The organism is Beijerinckia sp. 28-YEA-48, from assembly GCF_900104955.1.
In the GTDB taxonomy this organism is placed as follows: domain Bacteria; phylum Pseudomonadota; class Alphaproteobacteria; order Rhizobiales; family Beijerinckiaceae; genus Terripilifer.
Genome location: NZ_FNSI01000001.1, coordinates 3,604,633 through 3,625,902 on the forward strand (window position 1 = coordinate 3,604,633; position 21,270 = coordinate 3,625,902).

Consider the following 21,270-nt stretch of genomic DNA (forward strand, 5'->3'; position numbering starts at 1 on the left):
TGCGCTCGGCTTACCGGACTGCGCCAGTTGCGGACACAGTCTCGGGCTGCTGAGCCCTGGTGGCAGCCCGCGCCAGCCGCGATTGCCACGGACTGGCATCGACCACATCGCCGACAATGAATTTCTGGAAGCCTTCGGCCACCACTTTATCGCCCGGCTTCAGCCCGTCCATGATCAGCCATTGATCCTCGAAAGCCGAACCGATGCTGACCGGCTGACTGCGAACGCGCTTCTCGGCATTGACGACGAAGACATAGCTGTTGCCGACATCGTCGCGCTGCACCGCCTGTTGCGGTACGGCCAGAGAATCGTGATCGACGCCCTGCTCGATCTGCACGCGCACATACATGCCCGGCAACAACTCGCGCTTGGGATTGGGAAACTCGCCACGCAAGGTCACCTGGCCGGTGGTGGGATCGACCGTCACGCCCGAGAACAGCAATTTGCCATCATGTTGATAAGAGGTGCCATCGCTGAATTCGAGGCGCACCTTGGCGCTGTCGTCCGAAGCCTTCTCCAGCGTGCCGTCGGCGAGATCGCGCCGCAGTTGCTGCAATTCGCTCACCGACTGGGTGAAGTCGGCGTAGATCGGATCGAGTTGTTGAATGGTCGCCAAGCGGGTGGCTTCACCCTGTCCAACCAATGCGCCTTCCGTCACCAGGGCGGCATCGACGCGGCCCTTAATCGGGGCGCGCACGGTCGTATATTCGAGATTGAGCTTGGCGCGCGCCACATCGGCGCGTCGGGCGGCGACATCGGCTTCCGCCTGTTTCCAGGTGGCGACGGCGGTTTCCTGCTGCACTTTCGAAGCGGCGTTGGTCATCACCAGGGTGTTGACGCGGCCCACCTGCGCCTCGGCTTGCTGCCGTGCCGCTTCCGCTTTTGCCAAAGCGGCGTTGGCAGCTTGCAGCTCCACCTCGAACGGCGCCGGGTCGATGCGAAAGAGAACCTGGCCCGCCTCGACGTCGGCGCCTTGGGTAAAGGTGCGCGCGACAACGATGCCGGCAACACGCGCCCTGACATCCGCGATACGGGCCGGAGTGACCCGGCCCGGCAGTTCACGCACGAAGGATCGCGCCGATGGCTCCACCGTGACAACAGCGACCTGCGGCACAGTCTTGACCTCCGCCGTTTGAGCCTGACGGGGCTCGTTGCACCCGGCAAGAGCGAGCGCTGACACGGAAACGGCCACAAGAAAGAATGCACGACAGCGGGCTGTCATCAAAAGCTCCTAAAAGTCCCTAATTGCATCGCAACACGACACGCCTACTGGCGGGATGCGGCAACAGTTTGGCGCGCCAAAGATTTCTCGGCGAGATCGGCTCCAGCGGACGCTGGCTGATCGATGCTGCGATGCACATAAAAAATATCGCATCGCACAATTCGTAACATAAGCCGGGTGACTACTCAAAATCACAAATATGTAATCGCAACCAGATAAGCACTATAGACCAGCACTTTCCGTATATTTATCACCGTAAATATACGGAATCCACTGTCTTTTGAAAGAGTAGATCGCTCTTTCATATAAGCCAATTGGGAGAAGTACCTCCGCATTACAAGCTTGTCTTTCTTAGAATTCTTTTATTATTTTACTCTACTGCGCTCTATTGTCGCGACGCTGCCCTCGATCCACGGCTTATTTGATCAGCGATGCTTCCGCGAATTCATCGCGCAGAATCTGATCATCCTGGCCGAGCGCCGGCGTCTCGCCCGCATAAAGCGGTTTGCCATCATGCAGGGCGCCCGGCGCGATCATGCGGACGGGTCCGGCCGGTGTCGCCACTTCGATCAGCCGGTTCTGCGGATGTGCCGCCAGATCTTCCATCGTACTGACGCGGCCATAGGCGATCTTGGCATTTTGCAGCCGCGCGACCACCGCCTCACGCGGATGCGCCTGAAAAACCGCCGCGATGATCGCGTCAAGCGCGGCCCGATGCGCCACCCGCGCCGGATTGGAATTGAAACGCGCGTCGGTCGCCACCTCCCGCTGGCCCAGCGCCGTCTCGCAGAACGACAGCCATTCGCGTTCGTTCTGAATGGAGAACAGCACGGCCTTGCCATCGCCGCAGACATAGGCGCCATAGGGCGCGATGGTCGGATGGTTGAGGCCGGAGCGCTCCGGCGTATAGCCGCCATAGGTGAACTGCAGAAACGGCACGTTCATCCAATCGGCCAGCGCGTGGAACAGAGACACGGCGATGTGGCGGCCTTTGCCAGTGCGTTCGCGCCCGTAAAGCGCGGTGAGGATCGCCTGTACCGCCGTCATGCCGGCGCTGATGTCGCAGACCGAAACGCCGACGCGCGCCTGCCCTGCAGCATTGCCGGTGATATCGGACAGGCCACTCTCCGCCTGCACCAGCAGATCATAGGCCTTCATGTCGCGGAACGGGCCCTCCTCGCCATAGCCCGAGATCGAACAGGTGATGAGGCGCGGATAGGCTTCGCGCAAATCCTCCGGCGCGAACCCGAGGCGGCCAATGGCGCCGGGCGCCAGATTTTGGATGAAGACATCGGCCTTGGCGATCATGCGGCGCAGGATCGCCTTGTCGCGCTCCTGCGACAGATCGAGACGGATCGACTGCTTGCCGCGATTGAGCCAGACGAAATAAGCGCTCTCGCCGTTGACGTAATGATCGTAGCCGCGGGCAAAATCGCCCTCCGGCCGCTCGACCTTGATCACCCGCGCACCGGCATCCGCCAGTTTTTCCGAGGCATAGGGCGCCGCCACCGCTTGTTCGATGGAGACCACCAGAATGCCGTCAAGATCCCCTATCGCTTCCTTCGCCATGACCGCTCCTTGCTCCCGTCCTCCTCTATATCCGGAAAGACGACGCCAGGCAGGTCTTAGAGGCTACGTCCTCGCAATTGCGCCCAAAGGCCAGCGAACGGACGGAAGACAAAGCGCACCTGGTGCTGGCCCGGCGGCAGCGCGACGGCGCGGAAAATCACGTTGGCCCGCAACAGCTTTGCCGGCACGCCATCGACCTCGACCTGCCACCAGGGATGCCAGACATCGTTGAGCACCAGCCAACCGCCTTCAGGCGAGGCAGCTTCAACGACCACCTCCGTATTGCGATAGCTGACAATGCGGGCGGAACCTGGCGCATTGGCCATCACCGCCTCGGGCGGGTTCTCGAGCAGCACGGTGCTGCGATAATCGACATCGGGCCATTGGCCGTTAGCGGTCATCGCGGCGAAATCAGCTTTGCGCGCCGTGGTCGCAAACAACACGCGCGGCAAAGCACGCGGGTTTTCGTAGATATAGGCGTCCTTGGTGCGCGTCAGTGGCACGAGATCGCCGGGCTTCAGGTTCTTGTCGAGCTGTTCGGCCGGCACGCCGGTCGCGATGTAGCGAAGGCCAAGCAGATCGGCCATCGGCGAACGATAGCTGGGAAACAGCGGAGCGAACTGGCGCTGGTCGGGAATGGCGACATGGTCAATGGCGCCGGTGGCGTCGGCGAACCATTTCAGCCGCACCGGATTGTAGCCGAGCCAATGGTCGATGTTCTGCGACAACGAGGCATTGGGCCAATGGAAGTCGATGGCGGCGAGTTCGACGCGATCGCGCCGATCAGGCGCCTGGTCCTGCGCCAGCCTTTGGCGCAGAAATTCGATGGTCGGATTTGTGGTGCCGGGAACAAGGACATCGAAATTCTGCGATGGCAGCGCGGTTGATTCATTCGGCCCGTTGTTGAGCCGCAGATCGGCGGTCATGAACAGCGCCACGAGCAAGATACAGGCGAAGGTATTGCGCGCCAGCGATCGCATGAATGCGGCCAGCACAACAGCGCCGACCAGACAGAGCGCCGTCAACGTCAAAGGCTGCGTCGCCTGCGCCAGCCGGCCCTTGTCGAACGCGATGCCGAAGCAGGCGAGAAAAGCCAAAGCGACGAGCCCGGCACCGATCAGAAGTTGCCGCTGCGACAGGCCCCGCTCCACTGTGGCGAGACGATGCACCAGATAGCCACCGACGATCGCCAGCATGGCGCCTATGGGAAAGGTCGCGTCGGCGGGACGACGGAACAGGTCCGATCCGGGGATCTTGAACAGCAGCTCGAACACCGGCGTATAGCCGCCCAGCGCATAGAGCACCATCAGCACCGCCGCCACTGTGAACATGCGGACATCGCGCGCGAACAGGCCGCCGCGCACAAGGCCGAAAGTCAGAATCGCGACAATGGGCAGAGCGCCGAGATAAATGTCGGCCATGTTGCGCGCCAGCGCCAGGTCGTTCGCGCCCCAAACCTCGGCGACCGGCGGACCCCAATAGGCGGCGAGCGGCCCGTCAGTACCAAACAGATTGGCGCTGATCAGGGTGAAGAAAGCCGACGGATGCAGAGAGCCCCGCACGGCGCTGGCAAAATCAATCACCGCCCGGTTCGACTGTTCGGCCAGCGCCAGCGTGAAGGCGATCGGCACGGCGATGACGATCACGCCGGTGATCGCGCCCGCGAGCAACACCGGCACAGCCCCCAGCAAACGCCGGCCCAGGCTTTGGCCGTCATGTTCAAACAACCGCCAGGCGGCGAACAGCCCCAGCAGCAGCGCGCAGAGCAGAGCCACCTGATCGCGGTCGATGATCATCAGGCCGGCGACAAGCCCCGCCAGCGCCCCATAAAGCGGCGAGCGGCGGCGCAGCGCGCGCAACAGCAGCCACAATGCGATGGCGAACCAGGCCATGGAAAGGACTTGGCCAACATGCTGGATACGCCAAGCATTGGACGCACCAAAAGCAAAAGCAAAAGCGGCCACCGTGGCGCCAGCCGGATGCCAGCTCTCATCCTTGAACAGAAGGATGATGGCGACGCCACCGGCAAACAGCATGAAGAACAGCACGCCATCGAAGGCGGCGAAGCTCGGCACCGGCGACAGCAGCGCCAGCAGCAGATAGGGCGGCGAGAAGATCAGCGACTGCGGATCGGCGATCTGCGGATGGCCGCCAAAGATATTCGGCGTCCAGAACGGCCATTGGCCTTCATGGATCGAGCGGGCGAGAAAGGTGAGCTGCGGATAGAAATGCGCCTTGGCATCCCAGGGGATGGTCCAGCCGCCAAAGAGCCACGGCCAGGCGAAGACCAGCGAGCCCACGGCAAAAGCCAGGATCGCCAGCCCGTAGTGCCAGGCCGGATAGGTGAGTTGCGGTGGGCCGTCGGGTCTGTCGCGCAAGCGGTCAGTCTTTACTGACACCATGAGCCGCAAGCTGGTCCGCATCGATCAAATGGCCGGCGCGCTCGCGCTTGGACGTGAGATAGCGGACGTTATGATCGTTCATTCGGCCGGTGATGCGCTCGTCGGCGGCAACGTCGAGGCCCGCTTCTTCCAGCGCGATGATCTTGACCGGATTGTTGGTCATGATGCGTACCGACTTCACGCCGAGCTGCTTCAGCATGTCGGCGGCGAAATCGAAACGGCGTTGATCGTGACCGAAGCCCAGCGCCTCGTCGGCGTCATAGGTGTCGAAGCCGTGCGCCTGCAGATGATAGGCGCGCATCTTGTTGGAGAAGCCGTTGCCGCGCCCTTCCTGATCGAGATAGAGCAGGATGCCGCCACCATTCTCAGCCATCAGCCGCGCCGTATTGCGCAGCTGATCGCCGCAATCGCATTTCAGGCTGCCGAACAGATCGCCGGTCAGGCAGGCCGAATGCAGCCGCACCGCCACGGGCTGCGACAGATCGGGCTTGCCGATGATCACGGCCACCTGATCGCGCAGGCCTTCGCCACCGCGGAAGACGACGAATTCGGTTTCCGGCGCGCCCTCGAGCGGCACCGGCGCGCGGCTGACGATCGACAGGTCCGTCACTTGATGGGCGCGATAGGTCTCGATCGCACTGGCATCGACGGTGGCGAGCATGCTGCCAGAGACCGACTTCGCCGCCACTGGCACGACGACCACGGCAGGCGCTACGAGCGACAGGCGGACGAGTTCCATCGCCGCCTTGTCTAGCTTGGACAGATGGGCGGCCGGCGCGTCATAGCGGGCACCGACTTCCATGGAGAGGGTTTGAATGCGTTTGACGTCGATCAGCGGCAAGGCGATCACGCCAGGCCCTGAGCGATCGAAACCGAGCTTTTTCAGCCGGGGCGCCGTCAGCGCCAGCCGCGCGCGGCCGCGCGCCAGGCTTTCGAGCAGATGCGCCGCGCCGTCATCCAGGGCCTCGACGCTCACCGCAATCGCCAGAGAACGCCCGGCGCGGATAAGCACCGGCCGACCGGAACGAATTTCGGAAATAGCCCGTTCGACGGAGATGGAAGCAAAGTCCCGGTCCGGACGGAGAAGGCTCTTCATGTCAGACACGCGCATCCTCGTTACGTATAACTTGTGGCACTCTCAAACGCGCTTGCCATGAACTAGTTGCGCAGGGTGACATTTCAATAGCTTATATAGGGAGGATTCTCCAGAAAATCCCTGAACCGCGCATGAATACGATCACGATCCGGTTAAGGGGCCGGCAAGAAACCGGCAAAGGGACCGGAAGAAAGGGACTGGTTCTCGCAGAATGACCGACCGTCACTACGAAGACATTCTGGCAGCTGTCGGACGGGCCGACCGGATCGTTTTAGGCCAGATCGGCCAATCGCTTGACGGCCGGATCGCCACGGCGAGCGGTGAATCCAAATATATCAATGGTCAAGCTGCCCTGGCTCATCTGCACCAGCTGCGCGCCAACGTCGATGCTGTCCTCATCGGGGCCGGCACCCTGGTCGCCGACGACCCGCAGCTCAATGTCCGGTTCTGCAATGGAAAAAGCCCGGCGCGGATTGTCATCGACCCCTCCGGCCGGGGCATTCCCGGCGGCCGCTGGCTCGCACCGGACGGGGCGTTGCGGCTGGCGCTGAGCCCGAGCGGTAAGGCGCCGGTCGAATGCGACGAGGTGCTGCCGATCGCGCCGCACGGGAACGCCGCTTTCGATCCCCAGCAAATCGTCCGCATCCTCGGTGAGCGGGGCTTTCACCGCGTCCTCGTGGAAGGCGGGTCACGCATTCTGTCGGCTTTTCTCGACGCGGATGCACTCGACCGCTTGCATGTGATGGTCGCGCCGCTGATCATCGGCTCGGGCCGGATCGGGCTCGACCTCGCGCCCCTCTCGCGGTTGGCCGATGCCCGCCGGCCGCAGGTCCGCACGTTCGTCTTCAGCGATGGCGACGTTCTGTTCGATTGTGATTTACGATCAAGCGTTCCGCCGACCGACTAAGGAGCGAGAGCATGAGCGACAGTGTGAGCACCAGCGGGCCCACGCGTTATGCGCCGACAGCGAAATGGCTGCATTGGCTCATCGCCGCCTGCCTCTTCTTCGTCATCCCTGCGGGGATCACCATGGTGAGACTGCCGGACGGCGCCTTGCAGAACCAGCTTTTCGATTTGCACCGCTCGTTCGGCGTGCTGATCTTCGTATTGGCGGTCTGGCGGGTTTATGTCCGTCGCACCAGGGGGGCGCCGCCGTCCTATCCCGAACTTTCCCGGCTGGAACGGATCGCCTCCACCGCCGTGCATCACACCCTTTATGTTTTGATCATCGCCATGCCGCTGCTCGGCTGGCTGATGACGTCGGCCTATCGGGTCGATGTCTCGGTGTTCGGGTTGTTCACCCTGCCGCATCTGATGCCGCAGAACGATAAGGTCTACACCGTTCTATCTACCATCCATAAGATGGGCGGCATTCTCATGACGGTGCTCGTCCTGGCCCACATCGCGGGCGCGCTGAAACATACGATCATCGATCGCAACGACCTCATCTGGCGCATGCTGCCGCAGCGGCGCGCAAAATAAGGAGGGACTTCCGCCGCGCGGCAAAGACGCGTACATCTGCGGTCAGTCAACAGGGAGGCTGACATCGATGCCGGCAATCGTGCCCGATGGAACGCAGTTCGATTATATTATCTGCGGCGGTGGTTCCGCCGGATGCGTTCTGGCGAACCGGCTCTCAGCGAACCCGAAAAATCGCGTGCTGTTGCTGGAAGCTGGCGGCAACGACAATTGGATCTGGTTTCATATTCCCGTCGGCTATCTCTTCGCCATCGGCAATCCGCGCGCCGACTGGATGTTCCGCACCGAGAAGGAACCGGGCCTCAACGGTCGCGACCTCGCCTATCCGCGCGGCAAGGTGATCGGCGGCTGCTCGGCCATCAACGGCATGATCTACATGCGCGGACAGGCGGCCGATTACGACGGCTGGCGCCAGATGGGCCTCACCGGCTGGGGCTGGGACGACGTGCTGCCCCTGTTCCGCAAACAGGAAGACCATTATGCTGGCGAGACGCCGCTGCATGGTGCTGGCGGCGAATGGCGCATCGAAGAACCGCGCATACGCTGGCAAGTGCTCGATGCGGTGCGTGACGCGGCGGCCGAGGTCGGCATTCCGGCGGTGGAAGATTTCAACACCGGCGACAATTTCGGCTCCTCCTACTTCCAGGTGAACCACAAACGCGGCCGGCGCTGGAGCGCGGCCCGCGGCTTTCTGAAACCCGTTCTCAACCGGCCGAACCTGACCCTGCTCAGCCATGTGCATGTGTCGGAGATCATCTTCGAAGGGCAGCGCGCGGTTGGCGTGCGCTACCAGCTCGGCAACGAGACGCGCACCGCGCGCGCCGCCGGCGAAGTGGTGCTCAGCGCCGGCGCGATCGGCACGCCACAAATTCTCGAACTGTCCGGCATTGGTGCTGGCGAACGGCTGCAACAGCTTGGCGTCAGCACCGTGCAGCATCTGCCGGGCGTCGGTGAAAATCTGCAAGACCATCTGCAATTGCGGCTGATCTACAAGGTGGCGCACGGGCGCACGCTCAATGTCGATTATCAATCGCTGGTCAAACGCGGCTGGATGGGTGTTGAATATGCTCTATTCCGCCGTGGACCGATGACCATGGCGCCCTCGCAGCTCGGCATTTTCGCCCGCTCGGCGCCGCAGTATGCGACACCCAATGTACAATTCCACGTGCAGCCGCTGTCCCTCGATAAATTCGGCGACCCGCTGCACAGCTTCCCCGCCGTCACCATGAGCGTGTGTAACCTGCGGCCGACAAGCCGCGGCAGCGTGCACGCGGTGTCACGCGAGGCGCAGACCCATCCGGCGATCAAGCCAAACTATCTTTCGACCGACGCCGACCGGCAGGTGGCGATTGAATCGATCAAACTCGCCCGCCAGATCGCCGCCGCGCCGGCGCTGCGCAGCTATCAACCCCAGGAATATCTGCCGGGGCCCAGCATTCAATCAGACGCGGACATGGCCAAGGCGGCTGGCGCGATCGGCACGACGATCTTCCATCCAGTCAGCACGGCCAAGATGGGCACCGATAGCGATCCGCTGGCCGTGGTTGACGAGCGCCTGCGCGTGCGCGGCGTCAGCGGACTGCGCATCGCCGACGCCTCGGTGATGCCGACGATCACCTCGGGCAACACCAATTCGCCGACCATGATGATCGCCGAAAAGGCGGCGATGATGATGCTGCAGGACGCGCGTTAAGCCACCCGTTGAACAAATGGCCTTTCTGACGAAACGCAATTGGCTCTACATCACCACATACTGCAGCGGCTCGCCGCGCAGGAAACGTTCGGCATTGGCGCAGGCCTTGTCGGCGATGCGCCGATAGAGCAACGGACCGCAGGCCGCCGCCACATGCGGCGAAATCAGCAGATTGGGCGCGCCCCAAAGCCTGTGTCCCTCAGGCAAAGGCTCCGGATCGGTGACGTCGAGCCCGGCGCCACCGATGACGCCATTTTCGAGCGCATCGGCGAGCGCTTCCGTATCGATGATGCCGCCACGGGCGATGTTGACGATCAGCGCCGTCTTTTTGCAGAGGGCCAGTTGCGCCCGGCCGATCAAATGGCGGGTGCTCGCATCGAGCGGTGCGGCCACCATGATCGTATCGGCCTGCGGCAGGAACTGATCGAGCTGATCAATGGTTGCTGTCTCGGCAATGGCACTGGGACGGGCCGTGCGCGACAGGCCGACGATGCGCGCGCCAAAGGCGTGCATCAGCCGACCGATCTCTTGGCCGATACTGCCAAAACCGACGATCAGGCATGTGGATTCCGCAGGGGTCACAAGGTGCGCACCAGCCCCCTTGCGCCACTCACCTTGCGCCTGCGCCTGCACCATGCCCGGCAGATCACGCTGCAAAGCCAGCGCCAGGGACACCGCATGCGTGGCAACGGAAGGGGTCAGCGCATCACCCGCATTGGTGACCTGCACGCCTGCGCGCACGCCATGCCGCAACACCCGATCGAAGCCGGCGGACAGAAGCTGCACCCAGCGTAAGGTCGGCGATTGCGTTGCGGCACGGCCAATGGCCTCGGAATAATCGAAAACCGACATGATCAGCGCATCGGCATCAGCCAGTTCAGCGCAGACCGCGGCATCATCGGAGGCCACGACCGCCACGGTGCCCAGCATATCGACAAGACGCTGCCGGATGATGGCGTTCGGCGTGAAAACAACGATTTTCATAAAACCTCCCCAAACCTTTTGCGCGAGCAATGCCAGCCTGACGATTAATTGTCCATGCAATTGTCCATGGCGGCCACGCCTTTCAGCCCCTGGAACCCGATGCCGCATGGCAACGTTACGAATATGATTTCTTTCTCCAATCCGGTCTGCGACACTGCCCTGCTGGCGCGGACGTTCGCGTAAAGTCTACACAAATCTGGAGGCAAAAATGTCGATCAAGGATGTGCTGCTTGTTCTGGAAACAGGTACGCCCCAGGCAGCGAAAGATTATGCGCTGTCCTTCGCCTCACAGTTGGGTGCGCATCTGTCGATCGCCGCCGTACCGGCGCAATTGATCACACCAGTCAGCGCCGGCGGCGACTATCCCTATGAGCTGATCGCGATGATCGCCGAGGAAGCCAAGACCGATGCGAAGCAGGCTTTCGACAAGATCGCCGCCGAAGCTCCCGCCAATGTGCAAACGCAGATGGTCAATGTCGACGGCATCAGCGGCCTGGCGCAATCGGAGATCGGTGAACTGGCCCGCCATTTCGATCTGGCCATCACGGCGCAGGCAGGCCCCGACACCAGCGACGACAGCCTGATCAATGTCACCCTGTTCGATTCCGGCCGACCGGTCATCGTCGTGCCCTTCATCCAGAAGCAACCGGCCAAATTCGGCCATATCCTCGTTGCCTGGGACCGGAGCGCCGTGGCGGCGCGGGCCTTGAACGATGCGCTGCCGCTGCTGCGCCGCGCCGGCAAGGTCGAACTGGTGCGCATCACGCCAGAAGGCATGCCCGCCGAGGAGCTTCCCGGCTACAACATCAGCCGACATCTGGCCCGGCACGGCGTCAATGCCGAACTGCGCATGCTGCCGCCCTCAAGCGACGTGGCGGCAGCCCTGCTGTCCTATGCAGCCGATTCAGCCGCTGACATGCTGGTGATGGGTGGCTACGGCCATTCGCGCCTGCGCCAGTTCTTCTTCGGCGGCACGACGCGGGAAATCCTCAAGTCGATGACCTTGCCGATTTTCTTGGCGCGTTGATGAGAACAGATGTTGCGCCGGACTGTCCGGCGCAACATTGGCGATCAGAGTTGCGGCGGTGCGCCCATGAAATCGCGCTTGCCGATGTCGACACCGTTCTTGCGCAAAAGATCGTAAGCGGTCGTCGCATGGAAATAGAAATTCGGCAGGCTGAAGTTCAGCAACAATGACTGACCGGTGAACTTGCGCTCGCCGCTGGGGAAGGTCATCGTGATCTCCTTGTCCTCGGAGCCATCGATCTGCTCGGGCTTGATCGCCTTGATGAAATCGATGGTCTTGCTCACGCGGGCTTTCAAATCAGCGATCGAGCTTTCGTTGCCTTCGAACTTCAACGGCTCGATCCCCGCCAGACGGCTGCAGGCCGTGATCGCGTGATCGGTCACCGCGCGCACCTGCCGGACAAAGGGGAACATGTCCGGATACATGCGCATATTCAAGAAATAGACCGGATCGAGCTTCTTGGCATCGATATGCGCGTCGGCCTTGTCGAGCACGTTCGAGAGCGCGGTCAGGAACTGCACGAAAATCGGCACTGACACTTTGTACATGGAAATCGCCATGAAGTTGTTTCCTCCTAGGAACTGGCGAGACCAATCTACTGGACCGGCACGACGGGCGCCAGCAATCCTGAGCAAATCGTGTTTCGATAGAACGCGATTTGCTCGGGATCTTTGTTTTGACGCGTCTTCGTGGCGTTTGATGATCCCATCAAACTTCGAAACCCTATCGCTCTAGACAGCGCCCGCTTTGCCGCTAGATTTTACCAAACGTCTTTCCTGCCATCGGGATTTTCATGACCGACCTGTTCCAGCTTTCCGCCGTCGAGGCCGCGCAGAAAATCCGCGCTGGCAAACTCAGCGCCTACGCGCTCACGCGCGCCTGCCTTGATCGGATCGAGGCGCTGGAAAACGCCATTGGCGCTTGGGTGCATCTCGATGCCGAGCGGGCGCTGGCGCAAGCGCATGACGCCGACCGGCAGCAGGCCGCCGGCGCAGTCAGCGGCCCGCTGCATGGCGTGCCCGTCGGCATCAAGGACGTGATCGACACGGCCGATCAGCCAACCCAGTTCGGCTCGCCGATTTTCGCCGGACGCCAGCCGGAGAACGATGCGACCTGCGTCGCGGCGCTGCGTGGCGCCGGCGCCATCATCCTGGGCAAGACGGTGACGACGGAACTGGCCTCGCTGACGCCAGCCGGCACGCGCAATCCGCTGGATCGTACCCGCACGCCGGGCGGCTCGTCATCGGGCTCGGCGGCGGCGGTGGCGTGCGGCATGGTGCCCTTGGCGCTCGGCACGCAGACGGCCGGTTCGGTAATCCGCCCGGCCTCGTTCTGCGGCCTGTTCGGCTTCAAGCCGACACCGGGTTTCATCTCGCGTTCGGGCGTGCTGCTGCAATCCCATACGCTCGACACCATCGGCGTCTTCGCCCGCTCGCTGCCCGATGTTGCCTTGATCGCCGATTGCCTGGGCGCGCAGGATCGCAGCGACGAGATCAGCTATCCGCGCGCCCTCTCGCGCCTGCTGGCCTTTCTCACCGAAGCGCCAGCCGAGAGTGGCCAGTTCGCCTTCTGGCGCACGCCGGCCTGGGGCCATACGGAAGCCCGCACGCGCGAGGCGTTCGACGAACTGGTGCGCGAACTGGGCACCGCCTGCCAGACCATCGAAATGCCGAAAGACTGCGATCATCTCATCGCTTATCAACACACGATCCAGAGCGCCGAGAACGCGGCCTGGTACGGCTCGATCCTCGATCATCACGCCGAGCAATTGAGCCCGGCGATGCGGACACGGCTCGAAGCCGGCCATCAGGTGACGGCGCGCGCCTATATCGAAGCCGAGACGGCGCGCGATGTGCTTTATGCCGCCATGGCGCCGATCCTGCATCGCTACGACGCGATCATCTGCCCGGCGGCGCCCGGCCCCGCCCCGCTCGGACTGCAAGCGACGGGCAATCCGATTTTCAACGCCCTGTGGACTTATCTCGGCGTGCCGGCGGTAACGCTGCCGCTGCTCGAAGTCGATGGCCTGCCCGTCGGCGTGCAGCTGATCGGGCCGCGACGCGGCGAAGCGCGGCTGCTGCGCGCCGCGCGCACGCTGATGGAACGGCTCAACGCCGAGATCTAGGGTCGATCAAACATTCTGCGCCGCCGGCAACAGAGGCTTGCCGAGGATCATGTCGGCGGCTCGTTCCGCCATCATGATGACGCAGGCATTGATATGGGCGCCGACGATGCTCGGCATGGCCGAGGCATCGACCACGCGCAGACCCTCGGCGCCGTGCACGCGCAACTGCGGATCGAGCACCGTGCCAATCGGCGCCGAACAGCAGGGGTGATGGACGGTGATCGCCGTCTTGCGGAACCATTCCTCGATATCGGCATCGCTATTGACCGGCGGCGGGCCGACAGGTCGCCCCCGGAACGCATCCATCATCTTCTGGTGGGTGACATCCAGCGCCAGCCGCGTGCCCTTGATGATGGTCTTGAGATCATCCGGATGGCTGAGGAAATTATAATTGATGCGCGGATGATCGTCCGGATTGGTCGAGCGCAGCGACACCTGGCCCCGGCTCTTTTGATGCAGAAGGGTTGGCCGGATGGCGAAGGAATCCTCGAACGCCGCCTTCAAGCCGGGAAACCACAGATCGGCCGCGCCGGACGTGCCACGGAAGATGAATTCGATATCGGGATAGGCGAGGCTGCTTTCGCTCTTGATGAAGGCGAAGAGATTACTCGGCACGGTGGTCGCCGGCCCTGTGCCAAAGAGATAGGCCTGGATCATGGCGAGGCTGATGCGATCGGCCCGCATCAAGTCATGGAACGGCCCCGGCCCGTTGCGCGCCCAGGAAAACCAGGCGGCCAGGTGATCCTGCAAATTGCTGCCGACCGGCAGATCGATCAGGGGATCGACGCCGACCTCACGCAGATGCGCGGCAGGGCCGATGCCCGACAGCATCAACAGTTGCGGCGTGTTGAACGTGCCGGAACTGAGGATGAGTTCCTTGTTGATCACGACCTTATGAGTCTGGCCGGCGCGCCGATATTCGAGGCCTGAGGCGCGCGTGCCGTCAAACAGGATCTTGGTCGCGAGAGCCTTGGTTTCGATCGTCAGATTTTTGCGGCTACGGACCGGATGCAGATAGGCGCGTGCGGTTGAATGGCGCTTGCCGTCCTTGATGGTGAACTGGACCTTGCCGAAGCCTTCGCTGGTGGCGCCGTTGAAATCGACATTCTCCGGGAAGCCACAGACCTTGCCGGCCGCGATCCAGGCATCGGACAGAGGATCCTTCGCCCGCGACCATTGGGTGCGCAGCGGGCCGGAGCCGCCGCGCCAGGTGTTCTCGCCTTCTTCCCAGGTCTCACTGCGTTTGAAATAGGGCAGCACCTCCCGATAAGACCAGCCGATCGCCCCTTCCTTTTGAGCCCAGCGGTCGTAATCGCCGCGGTCGCCGCGCGTATAGGCCATGACATTGATGGAGTGCGAGCCGCCGACAACCTTGCCGCGCATGGCCTCGATCGGCCGGTTCTGCAGGTTCGGCTCGGGATCGGTATCGTAACCCCAGTCATGCAGCCGGTGCTGGTGCAGTTTGCCGAGGCCGAGGGGAATGCGGATTAGCGGATCGGTGTCCCAGCCACCGGCCTCGAGGATCAGAACGCTGTGCTGGCCATTTTCGCTGAGGCGGTTGGCGAGGATCGATCCGGCAGAACCCGCCCCGACAATTACGTAGTCATACCCTCGGCTCCCAGCCATCCGTTGCCTCCGCTTAACGACGTTGCGAGATTTGCCACGACCGTAAGGGAGGTTTCGCGGTTAAGCCAATGGTTTCAGGGCGACCCAGCCGTTTCCCATTAACTTTTGCCGCCTAGCCTCGCGCCGCCTAGCGACGACTTTTAAGCGCAACCGACTTAGATTTGGACCTGTTTCATCATGGCACAGCCGACCGGCCTGTCGATCCTGCTGATCCTCTTCACCGTCACCACCAATGCGGCCGCCCAGATCATGCTCAAACATGGCATGACGCGGCACGGGCCCCTGACGATCTCGTCCGATGGGCTCATCTGGACGGTGCTGTCGGTGGTGTTCAACCCCTGGGTGTTCCTGGGGCTCTGTACCTTTGTCATCAGCATGGCTTCGCATCTGGTGGTGCTGTCGCGGGTGCAGCTCTCCTTCGCCTATCCGTTCCTCAGCCTGGCCTATGTTATTGTCACGGCCTGGGCCTATTTCGCCTTCGGCGAGAACGTCGGCACCCTGCGGATCGCCGGCATCGCCCTGATCTGTTTCGGCACAGTGCTTATCTCCATGAGTTGAGCACGCTTTTTGCCACCACGCCGTAGAGAAGCGGGACACGACACAACATGAAACACATCATCATCGGCGGGAACGGATTTGTCGGCCAGCAACTGGCGGCCAATCTGGTCAAGGACGGCCACCAGGTCGTCGTCGCCGATATCGAGGACAAGCAGACCGACCACGCGGCTCAGGTCGAATTTTTGCGCATCGACGTCACCAACCGGTCGAGCCTCGACCGGATCGCCGTGACGGCCGACGACGTTATCTACAATCTGTCGGCGAAAATGCTGAGCCCGATCATGCCCCGGGCCAAGCGCCGCGATTTCTTCTGGCCGGTGAACTATCACGGCGTCGCCAACATCCTCGACTGGATGGGCAAGCACAATGCCCACCGGCTGGTGCATTTCACCACCGACATGATCTACGGCCACACCCATGAAGTGCCGACCGGGGAAGACGCGCCGGCCAAACCTTTGGGCGAATATGGCCAATCGAAGCTCGAAACCGAATGGATGTGCGCCGACTGGCGCACGCGCGGCTTCGACATTTCGATCTTCCGTCCGCGTCTCATCATCGGGCCGGGCCGGCTTGGCATTCTCGAAAAGCTGTTCAAGCTGATCGATTATAATCTCCCCGTTCCGATGATCGGCTCGGGTCATAATCCCTATCAGTTCATCTCGGTGTTCGACTGCGCTTCCGCTGCCGAAGCGGCCTGGCGTGCCGGCTTCCCGAACAAGTCCTACAATCTGGGATCCGACGATCCGCCGCCCGTGCGCAAACTGCTGCGCGAGCTCATTACTGAGGCCGGCAGCAAGTCGATCCTTTTGCCGACGCCCGCGCCGTTGGTGAAACTGACCTTGAACACCCTCGATTTCATCAACATGCCGTTGATGGACCCGGAGCAATATCTGATCGCCGACGAGGTGTGCATTCTCGACACCACGGCGGCCAAGACCGATCTGAACTGGAAACCGCTCTATCGCGACGAGGACATGCTGAAAGCGGCCTATCGCGAATATCGGGCAAGCCGCACCAAATCCGGTGCCTCGCCCTCTCCCGTCGCCTTCCATCGCCAATAACAGGGCCTAATCGATGACGATGACCCAGACGACCGACACGACGTCCGCACGCCCCAACCTGCTCTCCGTCGAACAGGCAAAGACACTCGACCTGGAAACAGTGCGCAAGCTGACCATGGCGCATCTCAACCCCGGCCAGCTGCATTTCATGCGCCTGCTTGGCTTCGATCGCGTGCTGATCGAGCGGGCCGAAGGCATGCATTACATCGATACGAACGGCCGCAAGATCCTCGACTTCTTCGGCGGCTTCGGTTCGGTCGGCTTTGGCCACAACCATCCGCGCATCATCGAGGCACGCAAGAAATTCCAAGACGAGCAACGCCAGGAAATCTGCATGGCGTTCATGTCGCAATATGCGAGCGCGCTGGCCAAGAATCTGGCGGCCATCGCGCCTGGCGATCTCGACATGGTGTTTCTGGGCTCGTCCGGCTCGGAAGCCATGGAAGCGGCGCTGAAGATCGCCGAACAGGCGCAGGGGCCGGAACGATCAACCGTCGTCTACGCGGAGAATTCCTTCCACGGCAAAACCAAGGGCACCTTGGCGGTCACCGACGGCGCGCTCTATCGCTCGCAATTCAAGCTCGCCGACAATACCCGGCGGGTGCCGTTCGGCGATATCGAAGCGCTGCGCAAGCTTTTCAGTGAAGATCGCAGCATCGGCGCCGTCGTGCTCGAAACCATTCAAGGTGGCGCCGGCATCGTCGAAGCGCCGACCGCCTATTGGAAGGGCGTGCGCAAGCTCTGTGACGAATTCGGCGTGTTGTGGATCGCCGACGAAGTGCAATGCGGCATGGGCCGCTCCGGTCGCTTCTTCGCCTTCGAACATCATGGCGTCATCCCCGACGTCACCGCGCTGGCGAAGGCGCTTGGCGGTTCGAAATGCGCCATGGCGGCGATGATCGCGCGCCGCGACGTGTTCATGAAAGCCTACGGCCAGCCCAAGAAAGCCCTGGTGCATGCGCCGGCAACCTTCGGTGGCATCGGCGAAGCCTGCATCACCGCCATCGAAGGCCTCAACATCATCTATGACGAAGGCCTGATGGAGAATGCCGCCGCGCAAGGCAATTACCTGATCGCGCGGCTTAACGATCTGAAGGCGAAATATCCGACCATCATCAAGGACGTGCGCGGGCGCGGCCTGATGATCGGCGTCGAATTCGCCGACATCAGCAATACGATGCCGTTTGGCCTGCGCCATATGGTGGCGCTGCTCGACGACAAGTTGAAAGGCTCGATCTGCGGTTTCGTCGGCGCGCTGCTGCTCATGCAGCACGATGTGCTCGTCGCCTTCACCGAGTATAACCGCAATGTCATCCGGCTGGAGCCGCCGCTCATCCTCGAGCAGGCGCATGTCGATCAGTTCATCACGGCGCTCGACGACATCCTGTCGCGGGGCATCACCGGCATCGTGAAGGATTATATCGCGCAGGTGGCACTGTCGAAGTAACGCGTCACTCTAACGCCTTGGTGTCATCCCGGACGCACCGCAGGTGCGATCCGGGAACCAGGGGCGTGTGACGCATATTGCTTGTCGTGATGCGTTGAAGAACGTGCGGCGTTGCTGCGATTGAAGGCTGTACCGCTTGCCCTGGCTCCCGGATCACGCTGCGCGTGTCCGGGATGACACCAGGGTGTCGGCTCAATCCAAACCAAGCTTGAACAGTTTCGACGCATTGGTGCGGCCGATCTTACGCCGATCCTCTTCGCCGATCGTCGCGCCGTCGAACCAATCGCAGGCGTGATCGATGTTTTCGAACGGCCAATCGGTCGAGAACAGAATCCGGTCGGAACCGACTTCCAGCATGGTGTTGATCAACGCCTGGGTACGGAAATTGCCCGAGGTCGTGATCCAGAAATTGTTCTGGAAGTAGTGGCCGATCGACTTCTCGCCCTTGTGCTTCTTGGAATTGACCCAGAGGTTGCGATTGTCGACCCGCCACATGGAGAACGGCAGGCCCTCGCCCATATGGCCGATGACGATCTTCAACTTCGGATGTTTGTCGAACAGGCCCGAGCCCATCAGGCGCAGGGAGTGAACCGCCGTTTCCTGGCCAAAGGCCCAAGTCGGGCCCAGCAGCCATTCGGCACCTTTATAGATCTGCGACCAGCTCTCGATCGGATTACGCGGATGCAGATAGAACGGCACGTCGAGTTTTTCGCACTCGGCCCAGAACGGCAGATATTGCGGCAGATCGTAATAGAGGCAGGTTTCCATGTCGCCGGCATTGGAGAAGCCGTTGACGAGCGAGCCCTTGAAGCCAAGATCCTTGATGCAGCGCTGCAATTCGCGGATGGCGAGATCGGGGTCCTGCAGCGGCAGAGCGGCGAGGCCCTGGAAGCGATCGGGTCGCTTGGCCACTTCCTCGGCCAGGAAATCGTTGGCGCGGCGCGCCATCTCATCGGCTTTCTTCACATCGGCGATGGCTTGCACAGCCGGCGCGTTGAAAGACAGCAGCATCATCTCCATGCCGTGCTTGTCCATCAGCCGCAGGCGCATGTCCTGAATGTCGAGAAGGCGGGCTTCCAATTCGTCGGCGAATTGCGGCGGCACGAACGGCAGTGAATCGCCCAGTGTCTCGCGAAGCGCGAAATGTTCCTCAAGCCCGATCTTACCTTGCATCTCGATCCTCCCAAATCAGTCGTTCAAGCCGCCCAAGCCACTTGCGTGCACTTGCACTCATTTGAGCCGACGTTGCTTTTTTGTCAATCGGCCCATTGGCGGCCCGTTGGCCATGGACATGCCTGTCGGGTCTCTTACCTTGCCCCCACAAACACAACGGGGGAGGGAAAATGTACATCCGTGGGTTGCAGGTGCGTGGGTTGCAGGCGTTGATTTTGGCTGGCGCATTCATATGCACCGGCCCGGCCAGCGCCCAAAAGGCCAAGGACACGGTTCGGATCGGTTTTTACGAGCCGATCGGCAGCGTCCTGATCTATGACGACCCCCAACCGCAAAACGCCTTCGTCACCCGCGCCGCCTTCGACACGCTGATCTGCTATGCGCCGGAGAGCAAAAGCTTCGTGCCGAGCCTTGCCAAAGCCTGGCGACAGCCCGACGACAAGACCCTGGAATTCGACCTGCGCGACGACGTGAAATTCCACGATGGCGCGCCGCTCACTGCCGAGGACGTCGCTTACACCCTGAACTGGCTGATCGATCCGGCCTCGCCCTATCGCTTCAAGGAGAATTTCTCCTGGGTGAAAGAGGCGACCGTGGTCAGCCCGCTGACGGTGCGCATCGCCTTCCGCGAGATCAATCCGACAGCACTGTCGCGGCTCGCCACCAGCCTGTTCATCCTGCCCAAACATGTGCATGAGGCGCTGGCCGACAAGGCGACGTTCGGTCGCCGCACGCCCATCGGCACCGGCCCCTATCGTGTCGCGGGCGTCGATCTCGCCAAGGGTATCGTGCTGACACGCGCCACAGCCTATCCGCAGGCGAGCCCGTGCAAGCCGGCAGCGACCGTCAACCGGATCGAAGGACTGCCGATGCCCGATGTGCAGACGCAAGCCGCGCAGATGATCACCGGCGGTCTCGACGTGATGCGCATCTCGACGCGCGAAGCCGGCGAGACCTTCGAGCACGACAAGCGCTTCGTCATGACCTCCATCGACGGCATGATGGTGCAGTACATCTCGTTCGACGCGGCCAACCGCTCGGGCAATCCGATCCTGTCGGACGTGCGTGTGCGCCGCGCCTTGGTCCAGGCCATCGATCGGCAGGCGATCGCCACCAGTGTGACGCCGGGCCAAAAACCGCCGCTGAAGACCGACGCCCTGTGTTTCCCCGTGCAGATCGCCTGCGCCTGGAACACGGTGCCGCCAGCCTTCGATCGGGCCGCCGCCAAGAAGCTATTGGTGGAAGCCGGCTATCCCAACGGCTTCGAACTGGAACTCACCGCCTTCGCCTCCGCCGCCCAATTGGCGGAAGCCATCGCTGGCGAGTTTCACAAGATTGGCGTGCGCGCCAAGGTGAGCCCGGTGACCTTGGCCGCCTATCGGCAGAAACAACGCGACGGCAAACTGCAGGCGGTGGTGGCTTTGTGGACCTCGGGCGGCCTGCCCGATTCCTCCTCGACCGTCGATTTCCTCTTCGCCAAGGGGCCACGCGACTTCTCCCGCGATGGCCTCATCCACCAATTGGCGGATGAAGCGATGCACACCAATGACGAAGCGGCGCGCAAATCGCTCTATGCGCGGATTTACGACCGCGTCAACGAACAGGCTTATGTGCTGCCCATCTCCGGCCGGCCTGACGTCTTCGTCCATTTGAACGAACTGAATATCGGACCAGGATCGCTCAGCCCTTACAGCATCGAGGCCAACGAGTTCCGCTGGAAATAAGCGGTCGCAGCAACTGTTGCGCGGCGAAACGCAGTCTTGCAATCTCCTGCGTTCGCCGCGAAGTTGCTTGGATATCGATGAGGG

The 21,270-nt window shown here is 62.1% G+C and carries 17 protein-coding genes; 9 read left to right on the forward strand and 8 right to left on the reverse strand.

Annotation, left to right across the window (positions count from 1 at the left end; all coding sequences use genetic code 11):
* Nucleotides 1-10: 10 nt before the first annotated feature.
* From BLW50_RS16960 to ribA, 4 genes are all read right to left on the reverse strand, one after another.
* Nucleotides 11-1,222 (reverse strand): efflux RND transporter periplasmic adaptor subunit, encoded by a 1,212-nt coding sequence (locus BLW50_RS16960; RefSeq protein ID WP_090704654.1) that lies wholly within the window; start codon nucleotides 1,220-1,222, stop codon nucleotides 11-13.
* Nucleotides 1,223-1,639: 417 nt separating this feature from the next.
* Nucleotides 1,640-2,791: a CaiB/BaiF CoA transferase family protein gene (locus BLW50_RS16965; RefSeq protein WP_090704656.1), complete on the reverse strand. Its 1,152-nt coding sequence runs from the start codon at nucleotides 2,789-2,791 to the stop codon at nucleotides 1,640-1,642.
* Nucleotides 2,792-2,847: 56 nt separating this feature from the next.
* A complete protein-coding gene (locus BLW50_RS16970; RefSeq protein ID WP_090709257.1) occupies nucleotides 2,848-5,169 on the reverse strand; it encodes a hypothetical protein in 2,322 nt (773 codons plus the stop codon).
* A 4-nt stretch (nucleotides 5,170-5,173) separates the two neighbouring features.
* Nucleotides 5,174-6,304, reverse strand: a complete 1,131-nt coding sequence (ribA, locus tag BLW50_RS16975) for a GTP cyclohydrolase II RibA (RefSeq protein WP_244544282.1) — start codon at nucleotides 6,302-6,304, stop codon at nucleotides 5,174-5,176.
* A gap of 196 nt (nucleotides 6,305-6,500) precedes the next feature.
* Here ribA and BLW50_RS16980 point away from each other — a divergent pair, with 196 nt between their 5' ends.
* From BLW50_RS16980 to BLW50_RS16990, 3 genes are all read left to right on the forward strand, one after another.
* Nucleotides 6,501-7,196: a RibD family protein gene (locus BLW50_RS16980; protein WP_090704658.1), complete on the forward strand. Its 696-nt coding sequence runs from the start codon at nucleotides 6,501-6,503 to the stop codon at nucleotides 7,194-7,196.
* A gap of 11 nt (nucleotides 7,197-7,207) precedes the next feature.
* On the forward strand, nucleotides 7,208-7,771 hold the full coding sequence (locus tag BLW50_RS16985) for a cytochrome b (RefSeq protein ID WP_090704660.1): 564 nt from the start codon (nucleotides 7,208-7,210) through the stop codon (nucleotides 7,769-7,771).
* A gap of 67 nt (nucleotides 7,772-7,838) precedes the next feature.
* Nucleotides 7,839-9,461: a GMC family oxidoreductase gene (locus BLW50_RS16990; protein ID WP_090704662.1), complete on the forward strand. Its 1,623-nt coding sequence runs from the start codon at nucleotides 7,839-7,841 to the stop codon at nucleotides 9,459-9,461.
* Nucleotides 9,462-9,506: 45 nt separating this feature from the next.
* Here BLW50_RS16990 and BLW50_RS16995 read toward each other — a convergent pair whose 3' ends face one another.
* Nucleotides 9,507-10,445: a D-2-hydroxyacid dehydrogenase gene (locus BLW50_RS16995; protein ID WP_170850208.1), complete on the reverse strand. Its 939-nt coding sequence runs from the start codon at nucleotides 10,443-10,445 to the stop codon at nucleotides 9,507-9,509.
* 208 nt (nucleotides 10,446-10,653) lie between these two features.
* Between BLW50_RS16995 and BLW50_RS17000 the strand changes: the two genes are divergently transcribed.
* Nucleotides 10,654-11,472, forward strand: coding sequence for a universal stress protein (locus BLW50_RS17000; RefSeq protein ID WP_090704665.1), 819 nt, complete (start codon nucleotides 10,654-10,656; stop codon nucleotides 11,470-11,472).
* Nucleotides 11,473-11,516: 44 nt separating this feature from the next.
* Here the strand turns inward: BLW50_RS17000 and BLW50_RS17005 are convergent, their stop codons facing one another.
* The gene (locus BLW50_RS17005; RefSeq protein ID WP_090704667.1) at nucleotides 11,517-12,032 is read right to left on the reverse strand and encodes a DUF1993 domain-containing protein; all 516 of its coding nucleotides are present in this window, start codon (nucleotides 12,030-12,032) and stop codon (nucleotides 11,517-11,519) included.
* Between the two features lie 233 nt (nucleotides 12,033-12,265).
* On the opposite strand from BLW50_RS17005, the gene BLW50_RS17010 reads away from it, so the two are divergent.
* A complete protein-coding gene (locus BLW50_RS17010; protein WP_090704668.1) occupies nucleotides 12,266-13,597 on the forward strand; it encodes an amidase in 1,332 nt (443 codons plus the stop codon).
* A gap of 6 nt (nucleotides 13,598-13,603) precedes the next feature.
* Here BLW50_RS17010 and BLW50_RS17015 read toward each other — a convergent pair whose 3' ends face one another.
* Nucleotides 13,604-15,223 (reverse strand): GMC family oxidoreductase, encoded by a 1,620-nt coding sequence (locus BLW50_RS17015; RefSeq protein WP_090704670.1) that lies wholly within the window; start codon nucleotides 15,221-15,223, stop codon nucleotides 13,604-13,606.
* A 177-nt stretch (nucleotides 15,224-15,400) separates the two neighbouring features.
* On the opposite strand from BLW50_RS17015, the gene BLW50_RS17020 reads away from it, so the two are divergent.
* Genes BLW50_RS17020 through BLW50_RS17030 form a run of 3 tightly spaced genes read left to right on the forward strand, consistent with a single transcriptional unit; the run spans nucleotide 15,401 to nucleotide 18,289 of the window.
* A complete protein-coding gene (locus BLW50_RS17020) occupies nucleotides 15,401-15,781 on the forward strand; it encodes a DMT family transporter (RefSeq protein ID WP_090704672.1) in 381 nt (126 codons plus the stop codon).
* A gap of 47 nt (nucleotides 15,782-15,828) precedes the next feature.
* On the forward strand, nucleotides 15,829-16,842 hold the full coding sequence (locus BLW50_RS17025; RefSeq protein ID WP_090704673.1) for an NAD-dependent epimerase/dehydratase family protein: 1,014 nt from the start codon (nucleotides 15,829-15,831) through the stop codon (nucleotides 16,840-16,842).
* Between the two features lie 13 nt (nucleotides 16,843-16,855).
* Nucleotides 16,856-18,289, forward strand: a complete 1,434-nt coding sequence (locus BLW50_RS17030) for an aspartate aminotransferase family protein (RefSeq protein ID WP_090704675.1) — start codon at nucleotides 16,856-16,858, stop codon at nucleotides 18,287-18,289.
* 192 nt (nucleotides 18,290-18,481) lie between these two features.
* Here BLW50_RS17030 and BLW50_RS17035 read toward each other — a convergent pair whose 3' ends face one another.
* The gene (locus tag BLW50_RS17035) at nucleotides 18,482-19,462 is read right to left on the reverse strand and encodes an amidohydrolase family protein (protein ID WP_090704677.1); all 981 of its coding nucleotides are present in this window, start codon (nucleotides 19,460-19,462) and stop codon (nucleotides 18,482-18,484) included.
* 170 nt (nucleotides 19,463-19,632) lie between these two features.
* Between BLW50_RS17035 and BLW50_RS17040 the strand changes: the two genes are divergently transcribed.
* A complete protein-coding gene (locus BLW50_RS17040) occupies nucleotides 19,633-21,186 on the forward strand; it encodes an ABC transporter substrate-binding protein (protein WP_090704679.1) in 1,554 nt (517 codons plus the stop codon).
* The last annotated feature ends 84 nt before the right edge of the window (nucleotides 21,187-21,270 follow it).

Excerpts from the sequence above, each read along its gene's own strand:
- BLW50_RS16960 (WP_090704654.1), bottom strand. The coding sequence starts at position 1,222 with ATGACAGCCCGCTGTCGTGCATTCTTTCTTGTGGCCGTTTCCGTGTCA.
- BLW50_RS17005 (WP_090704667.1), bottom strand. The coding sequence starts at position 12,032 with ATGGCGATTTCCATGTACAAAGTGTCAGTGCCGATTTTCGTGCAGTTC.
- BLW50_RS16965 (WP_090704656.1), bottom strand. The coding sequence starts at position 2,791 with ATGGCGAAGGAAGCGATAGGGGATCTTGACGGCATTCTGGTGGTCTCC.
- BLW50_RS17040 (WP_090704679.1), top strand. The coding sequence starts at position 19,633 with ATGTACATCCGTGGGTTGCAGGTGCGTGGGTTGCAGGCGTTGATTTTG.
- BLW50_RS16980 (WP_090704658.1), top strand. The coding sequence starts at position 6,501 with ATGACCGACCGTCACTACGAAGACATTCTGGCAGCTGTCGGACGGGCC.
- BLW50_RS17000 (WP_090704665.1), top strand. The coding sequence starts at position 10,654 with ATGTCGATCAAGGATGTGCTGCTTGTTCTGGAAACAGGTACGCCCCAG.
- BLW50_RS17015 (WP_090704670.1), bottom strand. The coding sequence starts at position 15,223 with ATGGCTGGGAGCCGAGGGTATGACTACGTAATTGTCGGGGCGGGTTCT.
- BLW50_RS17010 (WP_090704668.1), top strand. The coding sequence starts at position 12,266 with ATGACCGACCTGTTCCAGCTTTCCGCCGTCGAGGCCGCGCAGAAAATC.
- BLW50_RS16990 (WP_090704662.1), top strand. The coding sequence starts at position 7,839 with ATGCCGGCAATCGTGCCCGATGGAACGCAGTTCGATTATATTATCTGC.
- BLW50_RS17030 (WP_090704675.1), top strand. The coding sequence starts at position 16,856 with ATGACGATGACCCAGACGACCGACACGACGTCCGCACGCCCCAACCTG.
- BLW50_RS16985 (WP_090704660.1), top strand. The coding sequence starts at position 7,208 with ATGAGCGACAGTGTGAGCACCAGCGGGCCCACGCGTTATGCGCCGACA.
- BLW50_RS17020 (WP_090704672.1), top strand. The coding sequence starts at position 15,401 with ATGGCACAGCCGACCGGCCTGTCGATCCTGCTGATCCTCTTCACCGTC.
- BLW50_RS17025 (WP_090704673.1), top strand. The coding sequence starts at position 15,829 with ATGAAACACATCATCATCGGCGGGAACGGATTTGTCGGCCAGCAACTG.
- BLW50_RS17035 (WP_090704677.1), bottom strand. The coding sequence starts at position 19,462 with ATGCAAGGTAAGATCGGGCTTGAGGAACATTTCGCGCTTCGCGAGACA.
- BLW50_RS16995 (WP_170850208.1), bottom strand. The coding sequence starts at position 10,445 with ATGAAAATCGTTGTTTTCACGCCGAACGCCATCATCCGGCAGCGTCTT.
- ribA (WP_244544282.1), bottom strand. The coding sequence starts at position 6,304 with ATGCGCGTGTCTGACATGAAGAGCCTTCTCCGTCCGGACCGGGACTTT.